Source organism: Variovorax humicola (assembly GCF_037889915.1).
Taxonomy (GTDB): Bacteria; Pseudomonadota; Gammaproteobacteria; order Burkholderiales; family Burkholderiaceae_C; genus Variovorax; species Variovorax humicola.
In genome coordinates, this window is record NZ_JBBKZV010000006.1 from 199,317 (window position 1) to 222,888 (window position 23,572).

Below are 23,572 nucleotides of genomic sequence, written 5' to 3' on the forward strand. Positions count from 1 at the left end.
TTGGCGCCCCACGAGATATTCCCCGAGAGAGGCACACACCATGGCTGACACCCCCATCAACCGCCGCAGCATCAACATCGTCGACGGCAAGTCGCGCGCGCCCAACCGCTCGATGTTCTATGCGATGGGCTACGAAGAGAGCGATTTCAAGAAGCCGATGGTCGGCGTGGCCAACGGCCACAGCACCATCACGCCCTGCAACTCGGGCCTGCAGAAACTGGCCGATGCGGCCATCGCCGGCATCGAGGAAGCCGGCGGCAATGCGCAGGTGTTCGGCACGCCGACCATCTCCGACGGCATGGCCATGGGCACCGAGGGCATGAAGTATTCGCTGGTCAGCCGCGAGGTCATCTCCGACTGCATCGAGACCTGCGTGGGCGGCCAGTGGATGGACGGCGTGCTCGTCGTCGGCGGCTGCGACAAGAACATGCCCGGCGGCATGATGGGCATGCTGCGCGCCAACGTGCCGGCCATCTACGTCTACGGCGGCACCATCCTGCCGGGCCGCTACAAGGGCCAGGACCTGAACATCGTCAGCGTGTTCGAGGCCGTGGGCCAGAACGCCGCCGGCAACATGAGCGACGAAGATCTGCTGGAGATCGAGAAGCGCGCCATCCCCGGCACCGGCTCCTGCGGCGGCATGTACACGGCCAACACCATGTCGAGCGCGTTCGAGGCGCTCGGCATGTCACTGGCCTACTCGTCCACCATGGCGAACCCGCACGACGAGAAGCAGAACTCGGCCAAGGAATCGGCCAAGGTGCTGATCGAGGCGATCAAGAAAGACCTGAAGCCGCGCGACATCGTCACGAAGAAGGCGATCGAGAACGCCGTCGCCGTGATCATGGCCACGGGTGGCTCGACCAACGCGGTGCTGCACTTCCTCGCCATTGCTCACGCGGCCGAGGTCGACTGGACCATCGACGACTTCGAGCGCATGCGCAAGAAAGTGCCGGTGCTGTGCGACCTGAAGCCCTCGGGCAAGTACCTCGCGGTCGATCTGCACAAGGCCGGTGGCATCCCGCAGGTCATGAAGGTGCTGCTGAAGGCGGGCCTTCTGCACGGCGATTGCATCACCATCACCGGCCAGACCATCGCCGAAGTGCTGAAGGACGTGCCGGACGTTCCGCGCACCGACCAGGACGTGATCCGCCCGATCACGAATCCGATGTATGCCGAAGGCCACCTCGCCATCCTCAAGGGCAACCTTTCACCCGAAGGCGCGGTCGCCAAGATCACCGGCCTGAAGAACCCTGTCATCACCGGCCCGGCACGCGTGTTCGACGACGAGCAATCGGCCCTGCAGGCGATCCTCGCGGGCAAGATCAAGGCCGGCGACGTGATGGTGCTGCGCTACCTCGGTCCCAAGGGCGGCCCCGGCATGCCCGAGATGCTGGCACCCACCGGCGCACTGATCGGCGCAGGCCTCGGCGAATCGGTCGGCCTCATCACCGACGGCCGCTTCTCGGGCGGAACCTGGGGCATGGTGGTCGGCCACGTCGCGCCCGAGGCCTATGCCGGCGGCACGATCGCCTTCGTGAACGAGGGCGACTCGATCACCATCGACGCACACAAGCTGGTGCTGGAACTGAACGTGCCCGAGGCGGAAATCGCGAAGCGCCGCGAAGGATGGAAGGCACCGGCCCCGCGCTACACGCGCGGCGTGCAGGCCAAGTTCGCATTCAATGCGTCGAGCGCCAGTTCGGGCGCGGTGCTCGACAAGTTCTGAAAGCGAGCCCAAAAGCCCGCGGCAGTGTCAGCCCTTGCCACGGCGCTTGCGGCCGGAAGGGCCGCCGAGCATGCCCAACCGGCTGCGTTGCCGGTCGATGCGCTCCTCCTTGCGCTCGTTTTCCTTCTTGATGACCTGGGCCTTGGTGTAGCCCGACCAGTCCGCCCAAGCCCACCAGGCCATGGCCAGGGCAAACGGAATCAGCACGATCCACCAACTCAGCGTGGCCACCGGTCCGATCTCGAAAAACTTGAGAGCGACACCGAGCACACCCAACAGAAGAAACCACATGGCGCAAGCCCCTCGGGAAAGTTCATTGATGCGCCACACCTCGCCACGCACCGTGCTCCCTACAATCTCATCGGATCGACTGTAACGCAACGGATACGAATTCCCCATGAGAAGAACCCTGCTGCTGGCTGCCCTCGCCCAGGTCATGGCCGGCCCGGCGATGGCCGACCTGGCACTGGCCACGGCAAAGAATTGCATGGCCTGCCACTCGGTCGACCGCAAGATCCTCGGCCCCGCGTTCAAGGACGTCGCCGCCAGGTACAAGGACGACAAGACTGCGCCCGAGAAGCTTGCGGTCAAGATCGTCAAGGGTGGCGCCGGTGTCTGGGGACCTCTGGCAATGCCGGCGAATCCGCAAGTCAGCGAGAGCGAAGCCGCCCGGCTGGCGGCCTGGGTGCTCTCGACGAAGTAATCAACCGCGCTGCGGGACCACGTCGCCGATGGCGGGGCGCGGCTCGAAGCGATTTTCCAGTTGGCCGACGTGCGCAGCCGTGGTGTTGTCCGACTGATCCGCGCGCTGGCGCAACGACGCTTCAAGCTGCTGCACGCGCGCCAGCAGCGCCTCCTGCCGCTGGTTGGCCTGCGTCACCCGCGTGAGTTCCTGGGCCTCGAGGAAGCTGCGCAGCTCGGTGAAGCGCGACAGCTCGGCCTTGTCGGCCAGCTCGCGCTGCGATTGCAGTTCCTTCGTGTGGCGGCGCGTTTCCAGCATCACCGAGCTCTGCAGATAGAACACATACGCCAGGAAGAACACGCCGAGCAGCGAAGTCAGGCCCAGCATGATGACCCCGAACGGTGCGGTGACCTGCATGAACCCGAGCGACATCAACGTGGGCTGAATGATGATGCCCCAGTTCAACGCGGCAAGCGCCACGATGAGCAGCACAAGCAAAAGCAGAAAGCCTGTTCTAACGCCCATGATTTCGTCCTCCGTGTCATTGGTAGAGGCCCGTTTGTAACTCACACGAGCCCATGGACACCGTCCGACGAGCGCTCGACCGCTAGTAGTTTGTCACCGCGAGCGCCAAAATCAATTGCCCCAAGACGGCTTGACAACCATCAGATAGAAAACCGCGATCATGGCCAAGAACGCAGGATAGCCAAGGAGTTCCCACAGACGGGCATATGTCCAATACTGCGGTGGGAGCGGGCTCCCCGTGCGGTCGGAATTCGCAAGCAGCTTCGACATGCGAATCTGCAGCCAGACCACGGGAAGCCAACACGCCCCCGCCATGAAATACAGGGCTATCGATGCAGCCAGCCAAGGTGCAGTGAGTGGAAATCCGGCCATGTGCGCCAATGCGACACCAGTGATCGGCTGGATGATGACGGTCGGCGCCGTGAACCACCAGTCGGCGCGGACGACCAGCGGCACCACTGCCGATTGGGCGGCGCGGTATCTACTTCGGTTCGCGAAGTACATGTAGTAGGCAGATCCGAAGCCCGTGCCCACCAGGACCACACTCGACAGGATGTGGAGGAATTTGAGGGTGAGATACAGATTCATTTCGACGCACGCGCAAGGATGTAAAGCGCAACCGCAATAGGAAAATTCTTGGTCAGCGGGCCCAGCGGCGCGAGCCAGAGTGCGGAATCGACCACTGTGGCAATCACGGTCATTGACAGCATGACAGCGAGCGCCGCAAGAAACACCGCGCGGGCCGGACGCAGCAACATGAAGAGTCCAAGTGCGGCGTCGACGAATGCACCGGAGAGGATGAGCGACTGGGCCACTGCGTCGTCGTGGATGCCACCTGATGCCAACAATTGCGCGGCTTGGCCGTGGCGCTCCAGCACGCTGACGAGTGCAGTGGCTAGCCAGACAAAAGCGAGGCTGAACCGCATGGCCTTCAACGGGGTCATCTTGGCTGACCCTTCTGCCATGCTTGATGTCGCAGCATCCGCGCCATGGGCTCAGGCCTCCTCGATCGTGTCGATGACCATGCCCCATTTGGCGAACTCAGGCTCAAACTCGGAGAGTGCAAGAAGTCCCGTACCGGTGTGCGCTCCGACGGGAACATTGCCACCAGCGGCGAGCCTGCGCGCCAGCACAATAGCTGCCATGCAGGGAATCTCCGGACCATGATCGTTATCCGCTGCAATGTGCCAAGCGCGGTGAACCGGGCGCCCAACTGCGTCCAGGCCCGCTGTGCGGACGACCATCCCTCCGAGTTGGGTGCCCAGGCGATCGAACATCGGAGAGGCGGCGGTCAGCAGCCGCGCGAACCGTGATGGATTGGGAATCAGCCTCGCCATTCGTGCGGTAGCCAGCGTCGCAAATCCCCACTGCGTCAGCTTGACCTCGAGCGCCGCGCGAAACATGACCCGCCCGGCGACCCCAAAATGTGTCGGGAAGAGTTCGAGGTCAGGGATATCGCAGAGCGCACCGATGCGCGGCCTCATCCGGGCGAACGTCACGGCTTGTGGATGCGCCCAGCCGCGGCGAGCCCGCCACTGGCCGTTTTCCCAAACGGAAATTTTCTCGCCGCAGTAACTCAACACTGCTGCAATCGTTGCACCACCCCGGGGCGCGGATTGCGCCGGCGCGATGCAAATGTCAATGCTCTCGATGCGCTGCCAACCTTCACACAGATGGCCGACGACGGCAGACGAAAGCGCAGGAACCGTGCTCGCGCCGCTGATGGCAGTGCGCCCGGCCGACCGGAAGACCTTGTCCATCGCCAAGGGAAAGTCGCAAACAAATCGACGGCCATCGGAAAGATCGATGTAGTGTGCGCCGGCAGCGGCCGTTGCCTCGGCAATGGCATAGCCTTGGGCCTGAAACGGTCCGGCCGTATGAATGACCAACTCGACCGCCAAAGCTCGAAGCGTGTTCGCAAATCCTGTGTCTACATCGACTGCGATACCGGTCGCACGTTTTCCCAAAGTTCTCGCAAACTCGCGAGCCCGCGATTCGCTCCGCCCTGCGACGAGCAATTCAACTTGGGGCTCGGTTTTCAAGGCCCGGCAAATGCGTGCGCCAAAATTGCCGTATCCCCCCAAGACCAAGACCTTCAAGTAGTTCCCCCCAAGCGCAATGCGCTGTTCTTATCGCCGCGGAATGTAGCTAAGCAGAAACTATTTTCGTGCTCGACAAGCGCGGCGCTTGATAGCCTCGCTGCGACCAAGCCAACCTCACACGCGCTTCGGGTGACCGCTATCGGCCCCACGCAAGTGCTCAAGGAATCTGTGGGCGTCAGGTGCCCATGATCCGTGAGTTCATGCAACTAGTAGGCTTGTCCCAATTGCTCGAGGATGGCGGGGTTCTCCAGCGTCGAAGTGTCCTGCGTGATCGCCTCGCCCTTGGCAATCGAACGCAGCAGGCGCCGCATGATCTTGCCGCTGCGGGTCTTGGGCAGGTTGTCGCCGAAGCGGATGTCCTTCGGCTTGGCGATCGGTCCGATTTCCTTGGCCACCCAGTTGCGCAGGTCGGCCGCGATCTGCCTGGCTTCATCCTCGGTCGGGCGGCCACGCTTGAGCACCACAAAGGCGCAGACTGCCTCGCCCGTGACGTCGTCCGGCCGGCCCACCACTGCGGCCTCGGCCACCAGGTCGGTCTTCGACACCAGCGCCGATTCGATCTCCATCGTGCCCAGCCGGTGCCCGGACACGTTGAGCACGTCGTCGATGCGACCGGTGATGCGGAAGTAGCCACGGTCCGCGCTGCGCACCGCGCCGTCGCCAGCCAGGTAGATCGTGCCGCCCATCTCTTCCGGGAAATAGCTCTTCCTGAAACGCTCCGGGTCGTTCCAGATCGTGCGGATCATCGAGGGCCAGGGCCGCTTGATCACCAGCATGCCGCCGGCGCCGTTCGGCAGATCCTTGCCGGTCTCGTCGACGATCGCGGCCATGATGCCCGGCAGCGGCAAGGTGCACGAACCCGGCACCAGCGGCGTGGCGCCCGGCAGCGGCGTGATGACATGGCCGCCGGTCTCGGTCTGCCAGAAGGTATCGACAATCGGACAACGCTCGCGCCCGATGTTCCGGTGGTACCACATCCACGCTTCGGGATTGATCGGCTCTCCCACGGTGCCGAGGATGCGCAGGCTGGAGAGGTCGAAGCGGTCCGGGTGTGATTTTTCGTCGGATTCGGCGGCCTTGATCAGCGAGCGGATCGCCGTCGGGGCGGTGTAGAAGATCGAAACCTTGTGCTTCTCGATCATCTGCCAGAAGCGCCCGGCACTCGGATAAGTCGGGATGCCTTCGAACACGACCTGCGTCGCGCCGGCTGCCAGCGGGCCGTAGGCTACGTAGGTGTGGCCGGTAATCCAGCCGATGTCCGCAGTGCACCAGAACACATCCTCCGGGCGCAGGTCGAAGGTCCAATCCATCGTGAGCTTGGCCCACAGCAGGTAGCCGCCCGTCGCATGCTGCACGCCCTTGGGCTTGCCGGTTGAGCCCGAGGTGTAGAGGATGAACAGCGGGTGCTCGGCGTTGACCGGTTCCGGTGCGCACGGGCCCTGCCCTTCCACTTCTGCCAGCGCTTCGGTGAAGCTGATGTCGCGGCCCTCGACCCGCTTCCAGTCCGTCAGCGTGCGCTCATAGACCAGCACGGTCTTGATCGTGGTGCAGCCGCCCTGCGCAATGCCGTCGTCGACGATGGCCTTGAGCGGCAGTTCCTTGCCGCCGCGCAACTGGTAGTTGGCCGTGATGACCGCCACGGCGCCGGCATCGATGATGCGCTCCTGCAGCGCCTTGGCCGAGAAGCCGCCGAACACCACGCTGTGGGTGGCGCCTATACGCGCACAGGCCTGCATCGCAATCACGCCCTCGATGGTCATCGGCATGTAGACGATGACGCGGTCGCCCTTCCGGATGCCCTGCGCCTTCAGCGCGTTGGCGAACTGCGAAACGCGCGTGAGCAGATCCTTGTAGGTGATCTTCGTGACGGCGCCGTCGTCGGCCTCGAAGATGATCGCGGTCTTGTTCTCGGTCGGCGTGCCGATGTGCTTGTCGAGGCAATTGGCGCTGGCGTTGAGTTCACCGTCTCCGAACCATTGGTAGAACGGGGCGTTGGATTCGTCGAGCGTGCGGGTGAACGGTTTCGTCCACTGGATGTTCTCGCGGGCCAGGCGTGTCCAGAAACCATCGAAGTCTGTTTCCGCCTCCTTGCAAAGCGCCTCGTAGGCGGCCATGCCGGAGATGCGCGCGCCCTTGGTGGCGCGTTCGTCGGGCGGGAACACGCGGGTCTCGACCAATACGGACTCGATGTTCTTCGATGTGCTGCTCATGACTGGATGTCTCCTCGGCCTTGGGGTGGTTGCGGGGGCGTAATGTCGATGGTGGCACTTACGGGTCACTGACGTTCACATCCTACGGCGTAAGGGCATCTCCCGTTCGCAAAACAAGCGCTTCTAGAATCGCGCCTTCGCCCCTGACCCCGTCCGATGTCACTCACTGATCCAACTTCCGCCCAGCCCCGCAACGGATCGCCGCTGCGTCCCCTGCCCAAGCTCATCTTCGCAAGCCGCTGGCTGCAACTGCCCCTCTACCTGGGCCTGATCATCGCGCAGGGCATGTACGTCGTTCACTTCCTGGTCGAACTGATGCACCTGGTGCAGGCCGCGTTCGGCAGCGACGAGGCGCTGCAGGCGCTCATCACCGGTATCGGCTACAAGACCAGCACGCCCATCACCACGCTGAACGAAACGGTGATCATGCTGGTGGTGCTCGCGCTGATCGACGTGGTGATGATTTCGAACCTGCTCATCATGGTGATCGTCGGCGGCTACGAGACCTTCATCAGCCGCATGGACCTCGAAGGCCATCCCGACCAGCCCGAGTGGCTGAGCCACGTGAATGCGTCGGTGCTGAAGGTGAAGCTGGCGATGTCGATCATCGGCATCAGCTCGATCCACCTGCTCAAGACCTTCATCAATGCCGAGAATTACACCGACAAGGTGCTGATCGCCCAGACGGCGATTCACATCACCTTCCTGTTGTCCGCCATGGCCATCGCCTACACCGACAAGATCATGACGGCGATCGCCGAGGACCGGCACTGAGCCATTCAGCGGCCGGTCATGTTCTCCGGGATCACCCACTGGTCGAACTGCTCGCCCGTGAGGTGACCCGAGGCAACCGCCGCTTCGCGCAGGCTCGTGCCCTCCTTGTGCGCCTTCTTGGCGATGAAGGCGGACTTGTCATAGCCGATGTGCGTATTCAGCGCGGTCACCAGCATCAATGAGCGCTGGACCAGTTCGGTGATGCGCTCGCGGTTCGGCTCGATGCCGGCGGCGCAATGGTCGTTGAAGCTCACCATGCCGTCGGCCAGCAGCCGCACGCTCTGCAGGAAGTTGTGGGCCACCATCGGGCGGAACACGTTGAGCTCGAAATTGCCGGATGCGCCACCGATGTTGATGGCGACGTCATTGCCGAACACCTGCGCGGCCAGCATGGTCACCGCCTCGCTCTGCGTCGGATTGACCTTGCCCGGCATGATCGACGAGCCCGGTTCGTTCTCGGGAATGCTGAGTTCGCCGATGCCGCTGCGCGGGCCGCTGGCGAGCCAGCGCACGTCGTTGGCGATCTTGGTCATGCTGGCCGCGAGCGTCTTGAGCGCGCCGTGGGCGTGAACGAGCGCATCGACACTGGCCATCGCCTCGAACTTGTTGGGCGCAGTCACGAACGGCAAGCCCGTGATCTTCGCCAGTTCGGCGGCCACCTGCTCGGCATAGCCCTTCGGCGCATTGAGTCCGGTGCCGACGGCCGTGCCGCCCAGCGCCAGCTCGCACAGATGCGGCAACGCGGCACGCACATGCGCCTCGCCGTGTGCGAGTTGCGCCACATAGCCCGAGAACTCCTGGCCCAGCGTCAACGGCGTCGCGTCCTGCAGATGGGTGCGGCCGATCTTCACGATGTCGGCGAAGTCCTTCGCCTTCTGGTCCAGCGTGCCGCGAAGCCTGGCAATCGCCGGCAAGAGCTTGCTCGTGATGGCCTCGACCGCCGCCACGTGCATCGCCGTGGGGAACACGTCGTTGCTCGACTGGCTGCGGTTCACATCGTCGTTCGGGTGCACCAGCCGGCCTTCGCCGCGCTCGCCACCCAGCAATTCGCTCGCGCGGTTGGCCAGCACCTCGTTGACGTTCATGTTGGTCTGGGTGCCGGAACCGGTCTGCCAGACCACCAAGGGGAATTCGTCCGGATGTTTGCCGGCGATCACCTCGTCCGCCGCGGCGACGATGGCGTTTGTTTTCTTCTCGTCCTGCAGGCCGAGCGCGTGGTTGACCACGGCCGATGCCCTTTTCACCTGCGCCAGCGCCTTGATGATCTCGCGCGGCTGCTGTTCGCCGGAAATATCGAAGTTCTGCAGGGAACGCTGCGTCTGCGCGCCCCAGAGCTTGTCGGCAGGCACTGCGATGGGTCCAAAAGTGTCACTTTCTGTACGGGTCGTCATGAGCGCTCGATCTGCGAAAATGGAGGGCTGGCCAGTATCGCGCCAGCCGACAACCCTATAAAGCCCCTCATGACCACGATTAGCCAAGACGACCTGATCGAATCCGTCGCTGCCGCGTTGCAGTACATCAGCTACTACCACCCGACCGACTACATCGCGCACCTGGCCCAGGCCTACGAACGCGAACAGAGCCCGGCCGCAAAAGACGCGATCGCGCAGATCCTCACCAACAGCAAGATGAGCGCGACCGGCCAGCGCCCGATCTGCCAGGACACCGGCATCGTCAACGTGTTCCTCAAGGTGGGCATGGACGTGCGCTGGAGCGGCTTCACCGGCAGCCTGGACGACGCCATCAACGAAGGCGTGCGCCGCGGCTACAACCACCCCGACAACACGCTGCGCGCCTCGGTCGTGGCCGATCCGCAGTTCGACCGCAAGAACACCAAGGACAACACGCCGGCCGTGATCTTCACCGAGATCGTCCCCGGCAACACCGTCGACGTCACGGTCGCGGCCAAGGGCGGCGGCAGCGAGAACAAGAGCAAGCTGGTCATGCTCAACCCCGGCGACAGCGTGGTCGACTGGGTGCTCAAGACCGTACCGACCATGGGCGCCGGCTGGTGCCCGCCCGGCATGCTGGGCATCGGCATCGGCGGCACGGCCGAGAAAGCCGCGCTGATGGCCAAGGAAAGCCTGATGGACGACCTCGACATGCACGAACTGCAGGCCAAGAAGGCCTCGGGCGCCGAACTCAGCAAGGTCGAGGCGCTGCGCATCGAGCTCTATGAAAAGGTCAACGCACTCGGCATCGGCGCGCAGGGCCTCGGCGGTCTGTCGACCGTGCTCGACATCAAGATCAAGATGTATCCCACGCACGCGGCCAGCAAGCCGGTGGCGATGATCCCGAACTGCGCGGCCACGCGCCACGCGCACTTCGTCCTCGACGGCAGCGGCGCGGTCTACCTCACGCCGCCCTCGCTCGACCTCTGGCCCGACGTGAACTGGGCGCCCGACTACAACAAGAGCAAAAAGGTCAACCTCGACACGCTCACGCCCGAGGAAGTCGCGAGCTGGAAGCCGGGCGACACGCTGCTGCTCAACGGCAAGATGCTCACCGGCCGCGATGCCGCGCACAAGCGCATCCAGGACATGCTGGCGAAGGGCGAGAAGCTGCCGGTGGACTTCACCAACCGCGTGATCTATTACGTCGGCCCGGTCGATCCGGTCAAGGGCGAGGCGGTCGGCCCGGCCGGCCCGACCACCGCGACCCGCATGGACGGCTTCACCGAGATGATGCTGGCCCAGACCGGCCTGATTGCGATGATCGGCAAGGCCGAGCGCGGCCCGGTCGCCATCGAAGCCATCAAGAAGCACAAGAGCGCCTACCTCATGGCCGTGGGCGGCGCGGCCTACCTGGTCAGCAAGGCCATCAAGACGGCGAAGGTCGTGGGCTTCGAGGACCTGGGCATGGAAGCCATCTACGAGTTCGACGTGGTCGACATGCCCGTGACCGTCGCGGTCGATGCCGGCGGCACCAGTGCCCACATCACCGGCCCGGCCGAGTGGCAGAAGCGCATTGCCTCGGGCGAGTTCAAGACCATCACGCTGGAACCGGCTTGACCGCTTCGCTTCTCGGTAGTCGTTCGAGCGCAGCGCGGCCGACCGGCGCGCACGCGACCGCCGGTCGACCCATCGGCGCGCCCGCAAACGCCGATCGGCCCATCGGCGCGCCCGCAAACGCCGATCGGCCCATCGGCGTGTTCGACAGCGGCGTTGGCGGACTGAGCGTCCTCAACGCGCTGCGCGCCGAACTTCCGCACGAGCGCTTCGTGTACTTTGCCGACGCCGCGAATGCGCCCTACGGCGAACGTGAGGACGGCTTCGTCGCGCAGCGCACGCTTGCGATCGCAGCCGACCTGATCGAGCGACACGGGATCAAGGCGCTGGTGGTGGCGTGCAACACCGCGACGGCCGCCGCCATTCACCTGGTACGCGCAACGTATCCAGACCTGCCCGTCGTGGGTGTGGAACCTGCGCTCAAGCCCGCGGTGGCGCTCAGTTCCACCCGGCACATCGGCGTGCTGGCAACGCGTGGCACCCTCGACAGCCAGAAATTCAAGAAGCTGCGCGACACCCTGGCGGCCCAGGCGACTTTCAGCCTGGTGCCCTGCGACGGACTGGCCGCTGCGATCGAAACCTCGAACGCCGCCAGAATCACCGAGCTCTGCGCCCGCTACATGCATGCAGCCGGCCGTTTCGGCACGGCGCCAGATCAAATCGACACGCTGGTGCTCGGCTGCACCCACTATCCCTTCGTGGCCGAGGAACTGCGGCGTCATGCGGGCCCGATCGTGCGCTTCATCGACACGGGCGCGCCGGTCGCCCAACAGACGCGGCGCCTGCTGGACGCCACGCACACCTTGGCCGGCAAAGGCGACGACGACATCGCCACCGTGCTCGAAACCAGCGGCACGCCCGAAGCGCTGGCCGCCGCCGCATCGCGCTGGCTGCATCGGCCCGCGGCCCTGGCCTGTTGACCCCTCGAAACGAACGTGCGCGCCTCCCGATTTGCCGCCGCCCTGCTGCTCGTCCTGCCGCCCCTGGCGGCGCAGGCGGCATGCGAAAGCGGTCTGGCTGAACGCATGCACGGCAAGCTGCATCCCGAACGCCGGCTCGACGAAGAGCGCGCGGCTTGCAAGCCCTGGCCTGCGTATCCGGGGCGCAGCATCGTCGTGCTGCCGATGCCGCGCCCCTCCTCCGAACCCGGCGTGACCGGATACGACCTGGAACTGCTCGTCATCCAGCGGCCCGACAACGGCAACACCGAGCGCGACACCATCCTCGCACGCGCGTTCGAGCCCAATGCGCTGACCGAAGATGCGATCGCCATCCAGGACATCCGTATCGACACCGGCCGCTACTCGCTGGCGACCAACACGCGCGCCTTCGGCATCCGGGTGCGCTATCGCGGCGCGTCGCGCAGCAACCCCTACGCCAGCGAGACACTTCAGCTCTACGTGGCGCAGGGCTCGAAGGTGCGCAAGGTACTCGACGAGATCGAGCTCGACATGGACGGTGGCGAATGGGACACCACCTGTACCGGACACTTCGAACAGGTGCGCGGCACGCTGGCGGTCAGCCGCGATTCGAACGAGGGCTTTGCCGATCTGGTCGTGCAACGCGCCCAAACCGAAAGCCGCGCCGAGTCACAGGAAGGCGGCGAGTGCAGCCAGAAGGTGCTGCCCACGAAGCTGCGCACTTTCAAGCTGCAGTACGACGGCGAGCGCTACCAGGTTCCAAAGGCGCTGCGATCGGAGTGACTTTGCGCTTCGATTCAGTTTTCCACCATCCCGTGACCCTCGGCGCATGAAGCCGGGTCGACCCCTGTGAAGTCTGCTCGTGGGCACCCGCGGAACCGGCTTTGCCGGGCCGCCGGGTGCGCCCCCTCGAGGCCCCTCGAGGGGGAGGCGCCGCACGCGCTTCGGGGGTGTTTCATCCATTCTGGATCCAGGCCAGCAAGTCCGCGTTGACGAGGTCCGAGTGCGTCGCGCACATGCCGTGAGGCAGCCCGGGATAGACCTTCAGCGTGGGCTTCTTCAGGAGCTTGGCCGACAGCATGGCCGAGGCGCCGATCGGCACGATCTGGTCGTCGTCTCCGTGCATCACCAGCGTGGGCACGTCGATCTTCTTCAGGTCTTCGGTGAAGTCGGTTTCGGAGAATGCCTTGACACAGTCGTAGTGCGCCTTGACACCACCCATCATCCCCTGCAGCCACCAGTGCTGGCGGATGCCTTCGGAGATGTTCGCGCCCGGCCGGTTGTAGCCATAGAACGGCATCGTGATGTCGCGGTAGAACTCCGCGCGATTGCCCGCGACGCCGGCACGGATTCCGTCGAATACGTCGATGGGCAGGCCGCCAGGGTTGGCCGCTGTCTTCAGCATGATCGGCGGCACGGCGCCGATGAGAACGGCCCTGGCAACGCGCTTCGACCCGTGGCGGCCCAGGTAGCGCGCGACCTCGCCGCCGCCGGTCGAATGGCCGACGTGGATCGCGTCCTTGAGGTTGAGCGATTCAGTGAGGGCGGCCAGGTCGTCGGCGTAGGTGTCCATGTCGTTGCCGGTCCAGGTCTGGCTGGAGCGTCCATGCCCGCGCCTGTCATGCGCGATCACGCGGTAGCCCTTGTGCAGGAAGAAGAGCATCTGGTTGTCCCAGTCGTCGCCCGACAGCGGCCAGCCATGCGAGAACACGATGGGCTGCCCGGTGCCCCAATCCTTGTAGTAGATCTCTGTCCCGTCCTCGGTCTTGATGGTACTCATGGCTGATTCCTTGTGTTCGGGTGGCGGTTGAAGCGCCGTAGGTTTTACGCCCGTCGCGCGACGCCCGGATGACGCGCGCAGCAGGTGCGACGGCATGCAATTTCCGCGCTGGAAGAGTCGCGCGTCAAGCGTCTCCCCGGGGTGATTTGGCCGCCATCTTCGTGCTGCCTGGCAAGCCGAGTGCACCGTTGATCTTGTCGACCATGCGCGACAGGTTGATGGGCTTGGAGTCGAAGTCATCGCAGCCCGCTTCGAGCGCCCGCTCGCGGTCGCCGGCAACTGCATGCGTGGCCAGCCCGATGATCGGGATCGACTGCGTTCCAGCGTCGGCCTTGAGCCGGCGCGCGGCCTCCCAGCCATCGATCAGGGGCAGGTTCATTTCCAGGAGGATGAGGTCTGGCGACTCCATGCGCGCGCGCTCGATGGCCGCCGCACCATCGCTCGCCACGGCAATCTCGAAGCCCTGCCGAACCAACCGGCGCGAGAGCAAGTCGCGGTCCACGTCGCTGCTTTCCGCGATCAGGATGCGCGGCACGGGCGACCTCGGATTCGAAAGATGCGCGCGCGCCGGCCATGCCCGACCCCCGGGCCGGTCTTGCGCACGCCCGTTCCGGCCTCGATGGCGGGGGCCGCGATGTCCATACAGAAAGTAATACTTGTGTTTGCTTACTGACACAGATTAAGCTTCATGAGGGGAGCAAGACTGTCCGCAGCCGCCAATCCACTCGCCAATCGCGCCAAGCTTGAACGAGGTTCGCGGCCGGGCTTTTTTTACGCACAAGGCTGGTCGTCGTGGCGCCCTCAGTTCCCCTGCCGCTGAACATGCTGCATGCCCTGCAGAAGGCCGGCATCGATCTGGCCGAACTCGCTTCACGCGCCAACCTGGCCATCGACGACCTGAAGAAACCCCTCACCGACGAACAGGCCGACCGCTTCTTTACCGTCGCTTACGAGCGCGTCGGCGATCCTGCTGCAGGGCTTGTGCTCGGCAAGCAGATGCGGCCCGAGTTGTTTGGCGTGGTCGGCTTCTCGGCCATGACGAGCCCGAACTTCGGCGCGGCGCTGGCGCGCATCGTCCGCTACAACACCCTGATGTCGGGCTGCGACCTGCAGATCGCGCAGGACGCGCGCGAGGCCGAAGTCCGCATGCACTACAGCGGCCCGCAACGCCCCTATAGCCGCTGCCGCATTGACATCCAGATGGGCTCGCTGCTGAGCTTCGGACGCATCTTCACCGAGCAGCCGATCAAGCCCGTGCGCGTGACACTGCGCGGCGAGCGCCCGCCCTACCATGCGCGCTATGCCGAGGTGTTCTCGTGTCCTGCACTGTTCGAACAGGCACACGATGCCATCGTGTTCCGCCGCGCAGACCTGGACCTGCCGCTGGTCAGCGCCAACCCCAAGGTCACAGCGTTGTTCGACGACGCCGCCGAGCGGGACCTGGTCGCCTGCCGGGCGCCCTGCAACATGACCGAGGCTGTGCGCGACGCGCTGCGCGAGACGCTGCGCGGCGAGTTGCCCACCATCGAGCAGGTGGCCAGCATGTTGTGCGTCAGCGAGCGCACCCTGCAGCGTCGGCTGGCGCGCGAAGGCGCACAGTTCACCGCGTTGCTGGACGAAGTGCGGCTGGAAATGGCGCGCCACCATCTCGCGGCCGGTCGGGCCAGCCTGACCGAGATCGCCTACCTGCTGGGCTTTGTCGATCCCAACTCCTTCTTCCGTTCCTTCAAGCGCTGGACCGGCCAGACGCCCGACATGTACCGGCATGGCCTCGCAAAGCCACCGTTCAGGGCTCCGCACAACTCCCATGCACCAGGCAACACATGGGCAGCGCCGATCTGACCGGCCAGTTTCTGAACGAATGATTCAGGTACTGGTCAATCGCATGCGTTAGGCTGCTCGCATGCGATCTGCCAGTCCTGGGGAGCGTTCTGCCCCCGTCCTTGTGCAAGCAAGGCGATCTTCATCGTGAACCTCCTGAGCCAGCTGAACCAGCAACTCTTTCAATGGATCGGGGGCGGCTTTGCGCCCAACCCCAGCTTGCTGTGGATGGCATCGCATCTGGCGGTTGGCACGTCCTGGGTTGCCGCGATCGTCGTCGCGGTCGCAGCCTGGCGCCGCCGGGCCGACCGGCGGTACATCCTCGCGGCGTGCCTGATGGCTGCGGCGGCCGGCATGCTGACACACGCGTTCGCGGCCCTGCTGGACCAGCCCAGGCCATTCATGGTGGGATTGAGCCCCTTGTGGGTTCCGCACGGCAGCCGCGGCTCGATGCCCAGCACGCACGCAAGCGTGATGTTCACCGTGGCGTTGTGCTTCCTGTACGTGCCCCGGTTGCGCCCGATCGGCTGGGTCCTGGCTGCGCTGGCGCTGCTGACCGGCTGGGCGCGCGTGTATGTCGGGATTCATTTCCCCCTGGACATTGCTGGCGGACTGATTCTCGGCAGCGTGCTTGCAGCCGTGCCTGTATTGATCGGCAAATGGCTGCATCACGTCCGCGCAGCCCGAAGCTCCCAGCCCGGCACGGCCTGAAGCTGCTTGCCGCGCGCGATGGGTGCCGCCTTCACGTGACCCGTGATGCATGAAACCAGCGCGATCAAATGCCAGCAATACCGCGGAACCGGCTTCGCCAGTCCCCCAGATGCGCCCCTAGACGGGGAGGCGCCGCAGGCGCCTCGCGGACCAGGACGAGCACTGCGAGGTCTGTTCGTGGGCACCCGCGGAACCGGCTCTGCCGGGCCGCCGGGTGCGCCCCCTCGAGGGGTCTCGAGGGGGAGGCGCCGCAGGCGCTTCGGGGGTGGTTCATTTCAGCACTGCGAGGTCTGTTCGTGGGCACCCGCGGAACCGGCTTTGCCGGGCCGCCGGGTGCGCCCCCTCGAGGGGGAGGCGCCGCAGGCGCTTCGGGGGTGCGTCATATCAATCGCGCATGAGGCGCAAGCCGTTGGCCACCACCAGCAGGCTCGCGCCCATGTCAGCGAACACGGCCATCCACATCGTCGCGCTGCCGAACACCGCGAGCACGAAAAAGACCGCCTTGATCGCCAGCGCGATGACGATGTTCTGCCACAGGATGGCGTGGGTGCGGCGCGACAGCGCGATGGTCTCGGCAATGCGACCGAGGTTGTCGTTCATGATGACCACGTCCGCGGTCTCCACGGCGATGTCGGTGCCGGCCGCGCCCATCGCGAAGCCGATGTCGGCCTGTGCGAGCGCGGGCGCATCGTTGATGCCATCGCCGGTCATGGCGGTCAGGCCGTAGCGTTTTTGCATTTCGCCGATGGCGCCGAGCTTGTCTTGCGGCAGCAGGCCGCCGCGCGCATCGGCAATGCCTGCCTCGCGAGCGACCGCTTGCGCCGTGGTCGGGTTGTCGCCGGTGAGCATGACCGCCGTCACGCCCATGCGCGCCAGCTGCGCGACGGCTTTCACCGAGCCCGGCTTGAGCGTGTCGGCGACCGCGAACAGCGCCCTCACGCCCGCTTCATCGGCCAGCAGCGTCACGGTTCGGCCCTGCGCCTCATGGGCTTCGAGTTCGGCATCGAGCGCGGCGGTGGCCTGCTGGCGCTCCTTGATGAGCCGGTGGTTGCCCAGCACCAGTCGCCGGCCGGCCACCACGCCTTCGACGCCGCGGCCGACCAGTGCCTTGAATGCATCGACCTCGGCCGGCGCCACGTCGAGTCCCGCCGCAATCGCCCGCGAGACCGGGTGATCCGAGCGCGCGGCCAGGCTCTTGGCCAACGATTGCCAAGCGCCCGCATCGTCCGCCCCGCCCCATGCCCGTGCCTCGACGAGCTTGGGCTTGCCTTCGGTCAGCGTTCCGGTCTTGTCGAGTGCCACCGCCTTGATCAGCCGGGCCGTCTCCAGGTAGGTGCCGCCCTTGATGAGAATGCCGCGCCGCGCCGCGGACGCCAGCCCGCTGACCACGCTGACAGGTGTGGAAATCACCAGCGCGCAAGGGCAGGCGATGACCAGCAGCACCAGCGCCTTGTAGACCGCTTCGAGCCACGGCCAGCCCAGCAGCAACGGCGACAGCACCGCCACGGCCAGCGCCAGCGCGAAGATGGTCGGCGTGTAGATGGTGGCAAAGCGGTCGACGAAGCGCTGTGTCGGCGCCCGAGTGCCTTGCGCCTCTTCCACCGCGTGGATGATGCGGGCCAGCGTGGTGTCGTTGGCCGCGGCCGTCACCCGGTATTCGAGTTCGCTGTCGACGTTGATGGTGCCCGCGAAGAGCGGCAGGCCCGGTCCCTTGTCGACGGGCATGCTCTCTCCCGTGACCGAGGCTTGATCGACGCTGCCGTACCCCTTGAGGACCGTACCGTCGAGCGCCACGCGCTCACCCGGCCTGACGCGTGCGATGGTGCCGATCCCGATGGCGGCAGCCTTCCTGCGTTGCCAGGCGCCGTCGAGCATGACCTCGGCATCGTCCGGCGCCAGTTCGACCAGCCCCTGGATGGCATTGCGGGCCTTGTCGACGGCGCGCGCCTCGATCAATTCCGCAATGGCATAGAGCGCCATCACCATTGCCGCCTCCGGCCACTGGCCGATGACGAAGGCGCCGGTCACGGCCACCGACATCAAGGCATTGATGTTGAGGCGACCGCGGCGCAGCGCTATCAGGCCCTTGGTATAGGTCTCGATGCCCGCGAGCCAGATCGCCACGGCGGCAACCAGCATGCCGCCGACCCGCCAGGCGATCGTGTCGGGCGCGAAATAGTGAACGCATTCGGCAGCCAGTGCGAGACCCAGTGCGGCGGCAAGTCGCGCGTAGATCGACGTGCCTGACACGGCCGCTTGATCGTGCTCGCGCGAATGGTCGTGCGCGGGGACATGGCCATGCCCGAGCGCGTCGGCGCTCGCCAGCGGCCCGGCACCCACCGCCTCCGGCACGAAGCCCGCCTTGCGGATCGCGGCCAGCGCCATGGGCAACGCGTCGTCACTGCCATCAATACGCAACAACCGCCGACCGAGTTGGAAATGCAGCCCCCGGATTCCCGCGATCGGCTCGACCACGCGGCGGATTTCCGATTCCTCGATGCTGCAATCCATCGTCGCGATGCGAAACGTGCCGGGAGCGGCGACCAGGGTCGCGGCCGGTGCCATCGGGCCCAGCTCGGGCTCGCAGCAGGCGCCTGCATTTGCGCCGTCTGTGTGTGTGTGATTTGCCATATTTTTCTTTCAGGGGCATTTCACACCTTGGAGCCACTCCAAGGTCAAGCGCGTAGCATGCGTTCCTGAAAACGTGCGGGGGCAAATCATGAAAATCAGCGAACTGAGCCGGGCGACCGGCGTCGACACCGACACCATCCGCTACTACGAGAAGACTGGCCTGCTGCCCTCCCCCGCGCGCGAGTCGAACGGCTATCGCGCCTACGGCCCGGAGCATGTGGAGGGCTTGTCTTTCGTGCGGCATTGCCGGGCGCTCGACATTCCGCTGGCCGACGTGGCCCGCCTGCTGGCATTCAGCGCCAAGCCCGACGGCGACTGCGGCGACATCAACCGCCTGATCGACGACCAGATCGTCCGCGTGCGCGCCCGAATTGCCAGCCTGCAGGCGCTGGAATCGCAACTCACGCTATTGCGCAGCCGCTGCGCCGAGCCGCACGAGGCGGCTGACTGCGGCATCCTCAACGAGCTGGTCATGGCCGCGCACGGAGAAGCTTGCGCCTGCCATCCGACGTGACGGCAACGACGGCGCTTGCTTTTTTTGCCCCTCAGGCCGCAGCGGGCCAGCCGGCGAGCGAACGCGCGCTGGCAAACGCCCTGGGCGCGCCGGTGACCGGGTCGACGAAAGCGAGCTTGCAGGCGAGCAACTGCATCGGCCGCGCAAAGTCGTCGGGGCCGAAGGGCTTCAGCAACGGATAGATCTCGTCGTTGACGATCGGCACGCCGAGCGCGTTGCAATGCACGCGCAACTGGTGCTTGCGGCCGGTGACGGGCGACAGCCGAAGCCGCGCATGGCCACCGCGCACCTCGAGCGCCTCGATGTGCGTCTCCGCGTTGGGCTCGCCGGGCACCTCCTGCGTGCGCATGAAGTGCGCGTCAGGCTGCAGGCGGCTTCTGTAGGTGGCTGGCAGCGTCGTGCCGTGCGGCCAATGCACGATGGCCTCGTATTCCTTGCGCATCGCACGGTCGATGAACAGCGATTGGTAGCGGCCGCGCGTGGCCGGGTTGGCCGAGAACAGCACCAGCCCCGCGGTTGCCCGGTCGATGCGATGCAGCGGCACCAGCGCGTCGATGCCCAGCGCCCTTTTCACGCGCACCAGCAGGCTCTGCTGCAAGTACGGCCCGGAGGGCGTGACGGGCATGAAGTGCGGCTTGTCGACGACGACAAGATCGGCGTCTCGATGAAGCACGGTTTCATACTCGGGCAAGTCAGGCTCCGGCCCGAGCGCCCTGTAGTAGAAAAGGCGCAGGCGCGGCTGGTAGCGCCGCGTCGGCGTGACTGGTTCGCCGCGCTCGTCGACCACGGTGCGCGCCGCGATGCGCTCCAGCCAGGTGCTGCGGGCAATCGCCGGAAAGCGTTCCACCAGGAAGTCCAGCATCGTTGGCCAGTTGCCCTCCGGCAGGGCCACCACGCTCGGCCCGACACCATCGCGCGTGGGCAAGGGCGCAACGGGGCGAATGGATGGCGCGAATGACATAGGGACTGACTCTACTGTGACGCAGCGGTGCCTCCGTCGTATCCTCGGCCTATCCACAGCTCCCGGGGGAAAGCGATGATGAAGATTCTTCTGCCGGTCGACGGCTCCGACGTCGCACTGGCCGCGGTGCGGCATGCGATCCGACTCGTCGACGAGGGGCTGAAGGCGAGCTTCGTCGTCGCCAACGTGCAGACGCCGGCCAACCTCTACGAGATGGTGTCGGCACCCGACATCGGCGTGCTCGAGGAAGTCAGCACCACCGCCGGCACGCACCTGCTGGCGTCGGCCGAGGCGCTGCTGCGGCACGCGGGACTGGCGTTCGAAAGCGAAGTCGGCAGGGGCGACCCAGGCCACACGCTGGTGGACATGGCCGAGGGGTTCGGCTGCGACATGATCATCATGCAGACCAGCGGCGCGGGCGACCTGCGAAGTGCGCTGCTGGGCTCGGTCTCCCACTCGGTGGTGCACGGAGCCGCCATTCCGGTGATGTTGGTGAAGGCCGTGGGCGACTGAGAAACGCGGCCCAAGCCCAATGACCGCGGCCCCGCCCGGCACCTTGCTCACGCCCGAGTTCATCGCGATGGTGAACAGGGGTGTGTCGACCGTCGTCGCGTCGCGCGACGCGGCACTGCGGCCGAGCCTGATGCGTGCCATGGGCAGCAGCATCTCGGTGGACGGCACGCGCGTCACGGTGTACGTCGCGCGCAGCCAGGGAAGGCAATTGCTGCTGGACGTGGCTTCCACCGGGCAGATTGCCGTGGTGTTCAGCGAGCCGACCACCCACCGCACCGTCCAGGTAAAAGCGGGCGCGGTCGACATCCGCAACGCCGACGTCGGCGACACCGCCTTGCTGCGACGCTACCTGCTTGCCATGGAGCGCGAGATCAGCTCCATCGGCTACGACACCAGCGTGGTCGACGCCATGCTGGCCTGCCGGCTCGAGGACCTGGTGGCGATCAGCTTCACGCCGGCCGCCGCCTTCGACCAGACGCCCGGCCCGCGCGCCGGCAGCGCATTGACCGCGACGACCTGAACCACCCGCCCGACCCGATGACAACCATGGCCACCATCGAGCTGTCCGCGATTCGCGGCTGTCTCGAAGGCGCGGTGCCGTCGATGATGGCGACATGCGCGCAGGACGGCACGCCCAACGTCGCCTACCTGTCGCAGGTCTGCTATGTGGACAACCGGCACGTGGCGCTGTCGTTCCAGTTCTTCAACAAGACCCGCCAGAACATCCTGGCCAATCCGTACGCGTCGGCGCTGGTGATGCACCCGCGCACCGCCGCCTTCTTCCGGCTGCACCTGCACTACCTGCGCACCGAAACCAGCGGCCCGACCTTCGAGAGCATGAAGGCGCAACTGGCCGGCATCGCCTCGCACACCGGCATGGCCGGCGTGTTCAAGCTGCTGGGCGCCGACATCTACGAAGTGCTGGCCATCGAATGCGTGGACGGCGCCCCGCTGCCCGCGCCGCCCGCGCCGGCCATCGGCCTGCTGGGCGCGCTGCGTCGTTCGGCCGAGCGGCTGATGCGGTGCAGCGGCACCGACGAACTGCTGCAGGCCACACTCGCCACCCTGAACGACCAGATGAACGTGCAGCACGCGATGGTGCTGATGCTGGACGCCACCGCGCACCGCCTCTACACGGTGGCCAGCGCGGGCTATGCCACGTCGGGCGTGGGCTCCGAGATCGAGATGGGCCACGGCGTGATCGGCGTTGCGGCGCGCGAATGCACGCCGGTGCGCATCAGCCACGTGACCAACGCGGCCAGCTACAGCCATGCGGTGCGCAGCAGCATGCAATTGCTGGAGCCGGGCGTGGCGCTCGACACCGACATCCCCTACCCCGGCCTGCCCGAGCCGCACAGCCAGTTGGCGGTGCCGATCGTCTCGACCGGCCGGCTCTTGGGCGTGCTCTTTGTCGAAAGCCCGCTGGAGATGCGCTTCGGCTACGAGGACGAGGACGCGCTGGTTGCCATCGCCGGGCAGTTGGGCGCTGCGCTGGAGCTGCTGCAGAACGCCGCGGAGCCGGCCCTCGAGGCTTCGTCCACGCAAGACACTGCGCCCCCGCGCGCACACGCGGGCGGACCGGCGCTGGAGCTGAGGCACTACCGGGCCAACGACAGCGTGTTCATCGACGGGCAGTACCTCATCAAGGGCGTGGCCGGCGCCATCCTGTGGAAGCTGCTGCGCGACCATGCCAGCATGGGCCGCAGCGACTTCACCAACCGCGAACTGCGGCTCGACCAGAGCATCGGCCTGCCCGACGTGGCCGACAACCTCGAGGCGCGCCTGGTGCTGCTGCAGCGCCGGCTGGTGGAGAACAGCCCGCACATCCGCATCGAGAAAACCGGCCGCGGACGCTTTCGCCTGCGCGTCGACCGACCGGTGACGATGCTGCAGATGGGCTAACAGCCTTCCAGCGGCCCGCGCGTCACGGGCAAGCCAAGGCTTTTCATGAGCTTGGCCCATTCATGCTCGCGCAGGTGCGGACGCACCACGTCGAGCGCGGCCTGGAATGCGGGCGCGGGCGCGTGGGCCTGCATGTCGGCGAACATGGCCGTGCGTTGCGCAGGGTTCAGCCACGGCACCATCCAGCGCACGGCGAACATCATTTCCTCTGGCGGAATCGAGGCCAGCAGCGCGTTGTGGATGCCGATCAGCTCGGCGTCCGTGTACCGCGCCCACAGCACCGCGTTGTGCGCCGTTTCCTCGATGTGCATGTGCTCGTAGTTGTGCGCCACGAAGAGCGAGAGCTGGCCGTAGAGCGTCGCCGCGAGCTGCGCCCGGCCTGCCGGCGCGCATTGAAGCAGGGCCGAAACCATGTCGGCGAGCAGGCGGATGTCGCGCTCGTGCTCTTCATGCTCATGCGCGATGACCCCGCTTGCGCCCGGCGCACGCGCCTCGATCGCCGGATGGACGAATTCGTTCTCGTGGTGGAGGTGCGAGCGGCAGAAGTCGAGCAGTTGCATCACGCGCTGCGTGGTCTGGGCCAGTTCGAGCGCATCGTCGCAGTCCATGCGGCCTACTGCCAGCAGCGTGTCTGCCATCAGCGCGCGCAGCCCCTTGTGGATGCCCGCATACAAGTCGACGCGTGGGGCCTGTGCGGATGCGGCCTGTGCCACTTGTTGCAGTTCGCCGAGGTCGTTCTTCATGGTGATCGGTCCTTCATGGTGGTTGGAAGCGACGGGTGCCGGATGC

General features: G+C 65.8%; 24 protein-coding genes. 12 read left to right on the forward strand and 12 right to left on the reverse strand.

Features of this window, described 5'->3' with window-relative positions:
• Positions 1-40 precede the first annotated feature (40 nt).
• On the forward strand, positions 41-1,729 hold the full coding sequence (gene ilvD, locus WKW80_RS13240; RefSeq protein ID WP_340364015.1) for a dihydroxy-acid dehydratase: 1,689 nt from the start codon (positions 41-43) through the stop codon (positions 1,727-1,729).
• A 27-nt stretch (positions 1,730-1,756) separates the two neighbouring features.
• On the opposite strand, the gene WKW80_RS13245 is transcribed toward ilvD, so the two are convergent.
• A complete protein-coding gene (locus tag WKW80_RS13245) occupies positions 1,757-2,020 on the reverse strand; it encodes a TIGR04438 family Trp-rich protein (protein WP_340364016.1) in 264 nt (87 codons plus the stop codon).
• Positions 2,021-2,126: 106 nt separating this feature from the next.
• Between WKW80_RS13245 and WKW80_RS13250 the strand changes: the two genes are divergently transcribed.
• Complete coding sequence (locus WKW80_RS13250) at positions 2,127-2,432, forward strand: c-type cytochrome (protein ID WP_340364017.1); 306 nt, start codon at positions 2,127-2,129, stop codon at positions 2,430-2,432.
• Here the strand turns inward: WKW80_RS13250 and WKW80_RS13255 are convergent, their stop codons facing one another.
• The 5 genes from WKW80_RS13255 to acs form a co-directional block, all read right to left on the reverse strand.
• On the reverse strand, positions 2,433-2,936 hold the full coding sequence (locus tag WKW80_RS13255; protein WP_340364018.1) for a LapA family protein: 504 nt from the start codon (positions 2,934-2,936) through the stop codon (positions 2,433-2,435).
• A 111-nt stretch (positions 2,937-3,047) separates the two neighbouring features.
• Positions 3,048-3,524: a DUF2269 family protein gene (locus tag WKW80_RS13260; protein ID WP_340364019.1), complete on the reverse strand. Its 477-nt coding sequence runs from the start codon at positions 3,522-3,524 to the stop codon at positions 3,048-3,050.
• The gene (locus WKW80_RS13265; RefSeq protein WP_340364020.1) at positions 3,521-3,880 is read right to left on the reverse strand and encodes a DoxX-like family protein; all 360 of its coding nucleotides are present in this window, start codon (positions 3,878-3,880) and stop codon (positions 3,521-3,523) included. The genes WKW80_RS13260 and WKW80_RS13265 overlap by 4 nt, the downstream gene beginning before the upstream one ends.
• Positions 3,881-3,931: 51 nt before the next feature.
• A complete protein-coding gene (locus WKW80_RS13270) occupies positions 3,932-5,035 on the reverse strand; it encodes a saccharopine dehydrogenase family protein (protein ID WP_340364021.1) in 1,104 nt (367 codons plus the stop codon).
• A gap of 209 nt (positions 5,036-5,244) precedes the next feature.
• Positions 5,245-7,248 carry an acetate--CoA ligase gene (gene acs / locus WKW80_RS13275; RefSeq protein WP_340364022.1) on the reverse strand — a complete coding sequence of 668 codons (2,004 nt, stop codon included), beginning with the start codon at positions 7,246-7,248 and terminating at the stop codon, positions 5,245-5,247.
• Positions 7,249-7,404: 156 nt separating this feature from the next.
• Here acs and WKW80_RS13280 point away from each other — a divergent pair, with 156 nt between their 5' ends.
• Positions 7,405-8,022, forward strand: a complete 618-nt coding sequence (locus WKW80_RS13280; protein ID WP_340364023.1) for a TIGR00645 family protein — start codon at positions 7,405-7,407, stop codon at positions 8,020-8,022.
• Between the two features lie 5 nt (positions 8,023-8,027).
• On the opposite strand, the gene fumC is transcribed toward WKW80_RS13280, so the two are convergent.
• Positions 8,028-9,413, reverse strand: coding sequence for a class II fumarate hydratase (fumC, locus tag WKW80_RS13285; RefSeq protein ID WP_340364024.1), 1,386 nt, complete (start codon positions 9,411-9,413; stop codon positions 8,028-8,030).
• A gap of 69 nt (positions 9,414-9,482) precedes the next feature.
• On the opposite strand from fumC, the gene WKW80_RS13290 reads away from it, so the two are divergent.
• The 3 genes from WKW80_RS13290 to WKW80_RS13300 all read left to right on the forward strand — a co-directional run bounded on the left by WKW80_RS13290 (position 9,483) and on the right by WKW80_RS13300 (position 12,733).
• Complete coding sequence (locus tag WKW80_RS13290) at positions 9,483-11,033, forward strand: fumarate hydratase (RefSeq protein WP_340364025.1); 1,551 nt, start codon at positions 9,483-9,485, stop codon at positions 11,031-11,033.
• 101 nt (positions 11,034-11,134) lie between these two features.
• Positions 11,135-11,950: a glutamate racemase gene (murI, locus tag WKW80_RS13295; protein WP_340364176.1), complete on the forward strand. Its 816-nt coding sequence runs from the start codon at positions 11,135-11,137 to the stop codon at positions 11,948-11,950.
• Positions 11,951-11,965: 15 nt separating this feature from the next.
• Positions 11,966-12,733 (forward strand): PA3715 family protein, encoded by a 768-nt coding sequence (locus tag WKW80_RS13300; RefSeq protein WP_340364026.1) that lies wholly within the window; start codon positions 11,966-11,968, stop codon positions 12,731-12,733.
• A gap of 172 nt (positions 12,734-12,905) precedes the next feature.
• Here WKW80_RS13300 and WKW80_RS13305 read toward each other — a convergent pair whose 3' ends face one another.
• A complete protein-coding gene (locus WKW80_RS13305) occupies positions 12,906-13,730 on the reverse strand; it encodes an alpha/beta fold hydrolase (protein WP_340364027.1) in 825 nt (274 codons plus the stop codon).
• 124 nt (positions 13,731-13,854) lie between these two features.
• Positions 13,855-14,265: a response regulator gene (locus WKW80_RS13310; RefSeq protein WP_340364028.1), complete on the reverse strand. Its 411-nt coding sequence runs from the start codon at positions 14,263-14,265 to the stop codon at positions 13,855-13,857.
• 287 nt (positions 14,266-14,552) lie between these two features.
• Here WKW80_RS13310 and WKW80_RS13315 point away from each other — a divergent pair, with 287 nt between their 5' ends.
• Positions 14,553-15,572, forward strand: a complete 1,020-nt coding sequence (locus WKW80_RS13315) for an AraC family transcriptional regulator (RefSeq protein WP_340364029.1) — start codon at positions 14,553-14,555, stop codon at positions 15,570-15,572.
• A 126-nt stretch (positions 15,573-15,698) separates the two neighbouring features.
• On the forward strand, positions 15,699-16,262 hold the full coding sequence (locus WKW80_RS13320) for a phosphatase PAP2 family protein (RefSeq protein ID WP_340364030.1): 564 nt from the start codon (positions 15,699-15,701) through the stop codon (positions 16,260-16,262).
• 384 nt (positions 16,263-16,646) lie between these two features.
• On the opposite strand, the gene WKW80_RS13325 is transcribed toward WKW80_RS13320, so the two are convergent.
• Positions 16,647-18,893, reverse strand: a complete 2,247-nt coding sequence (locus tag WKW80_RS13325; RefSeq protein WP_422822899.1) for a heavy metal translocating P-type ATPase — start codon at positions 18,891-18,893, stop codon at positions 16,647-16,649.
• 88 nt (positions 18,894-18,981) lie between these two features.
• Between WKW80_RS13325 and cadR the strand changes: the two genes are divergently transcribed.
• Entirely contained in the window at positions 18,982-19,407 is a 426-nt protein-coding gene (cadR, locus tag WKW80_RS13330; RefSeq protein WP_340364031.1) for a Cd(II)/Pb(II)-responsive transcriptional regulator, read from the forward strand.
• A gap of 31 nt (positions 19,408-19,438) precedes the next feature.
• Here the strand turns inward: cadR and WKW80_RS13335 are convergent, their stop codons facing one another.
• On the reverse strand, positions 19,439-20,368 hold the full coding sequence (locus WKW80_RS13335) for a pseudouridine synthase (RefSeq protein WP_340364032.1): 930 nt from the start codon (positions 20,366-20,368) through the stop codon (positions 19,439-19,441).
• Positions 20,369-20,443: 75 nt separating this feature from the next.
• Here WKW80_RS13335 and WKW80_RS13340 point away from each other — a divergent pair, with 75 nt between their 5' ends.
• Genes WKW80_RS13340 through WKW80_RS13350 form a run of 3 tightly spaced genes read left to right on the forward strand, consistent with a single transcriptional unit; the run spans position 20,444 to position 22,783 of the window.
• Complete coding sequence (locus tag WKW80_RS13340) at positions 20,444-20,881, forward strand: universal stress protein (RefSeq protein ID WP_340364033.1); 438 nt, start codon at positions 20,444-20,446, stop codon at positions 20,879-20,881.
• A 19-nt stretch (positions 20,882-20,900) separates the two neighbouring features.
• A complete protein-coding gene (locus WKW80_RS13345) occupies positions 20,901-21,401 on the forward strand; it encodes a hypothetical protein (protein WP_340364034.1) in 501 nt (166 codons plus the stop codon).
• A 26-nt stretch (positions 21,402-21,427) separates the two neighbouring features.
• Positions 21,428-22,783: a GAF domain-containing protein gene (locus WKW80_RS13350; RefSeq protein WP_422822903.1), complete on the forward strand. Its 1,356-nt coding sequence runs from the start codon at positions 21,428-21,430 to the stop codon at positions 22,781-22,783.
• On the opposite strand, the gene WKW80_RS13355 is transcribed toward WKW80_RS13350, so the two are convergent.
• The gene (locus WKW80_RS13355; RefSeq protein ID WP_340364036.1) at positions 22,780-23,526 is read right to left on the reverse strand and encodes a hemerythrin domain-containing protein; all 747 of its coding nucleotides are present in this window, start codon (positions 23,524-23,526) and stop codon (positions 22,780-22,782) included. The two genes, WKW80_RS13350 and WKW80_RS13355, sit on opposite strands and share 4 nt — an antisense overlap.
• Positions 23,527-23,572: the final 46 nt, after the last annotated feature.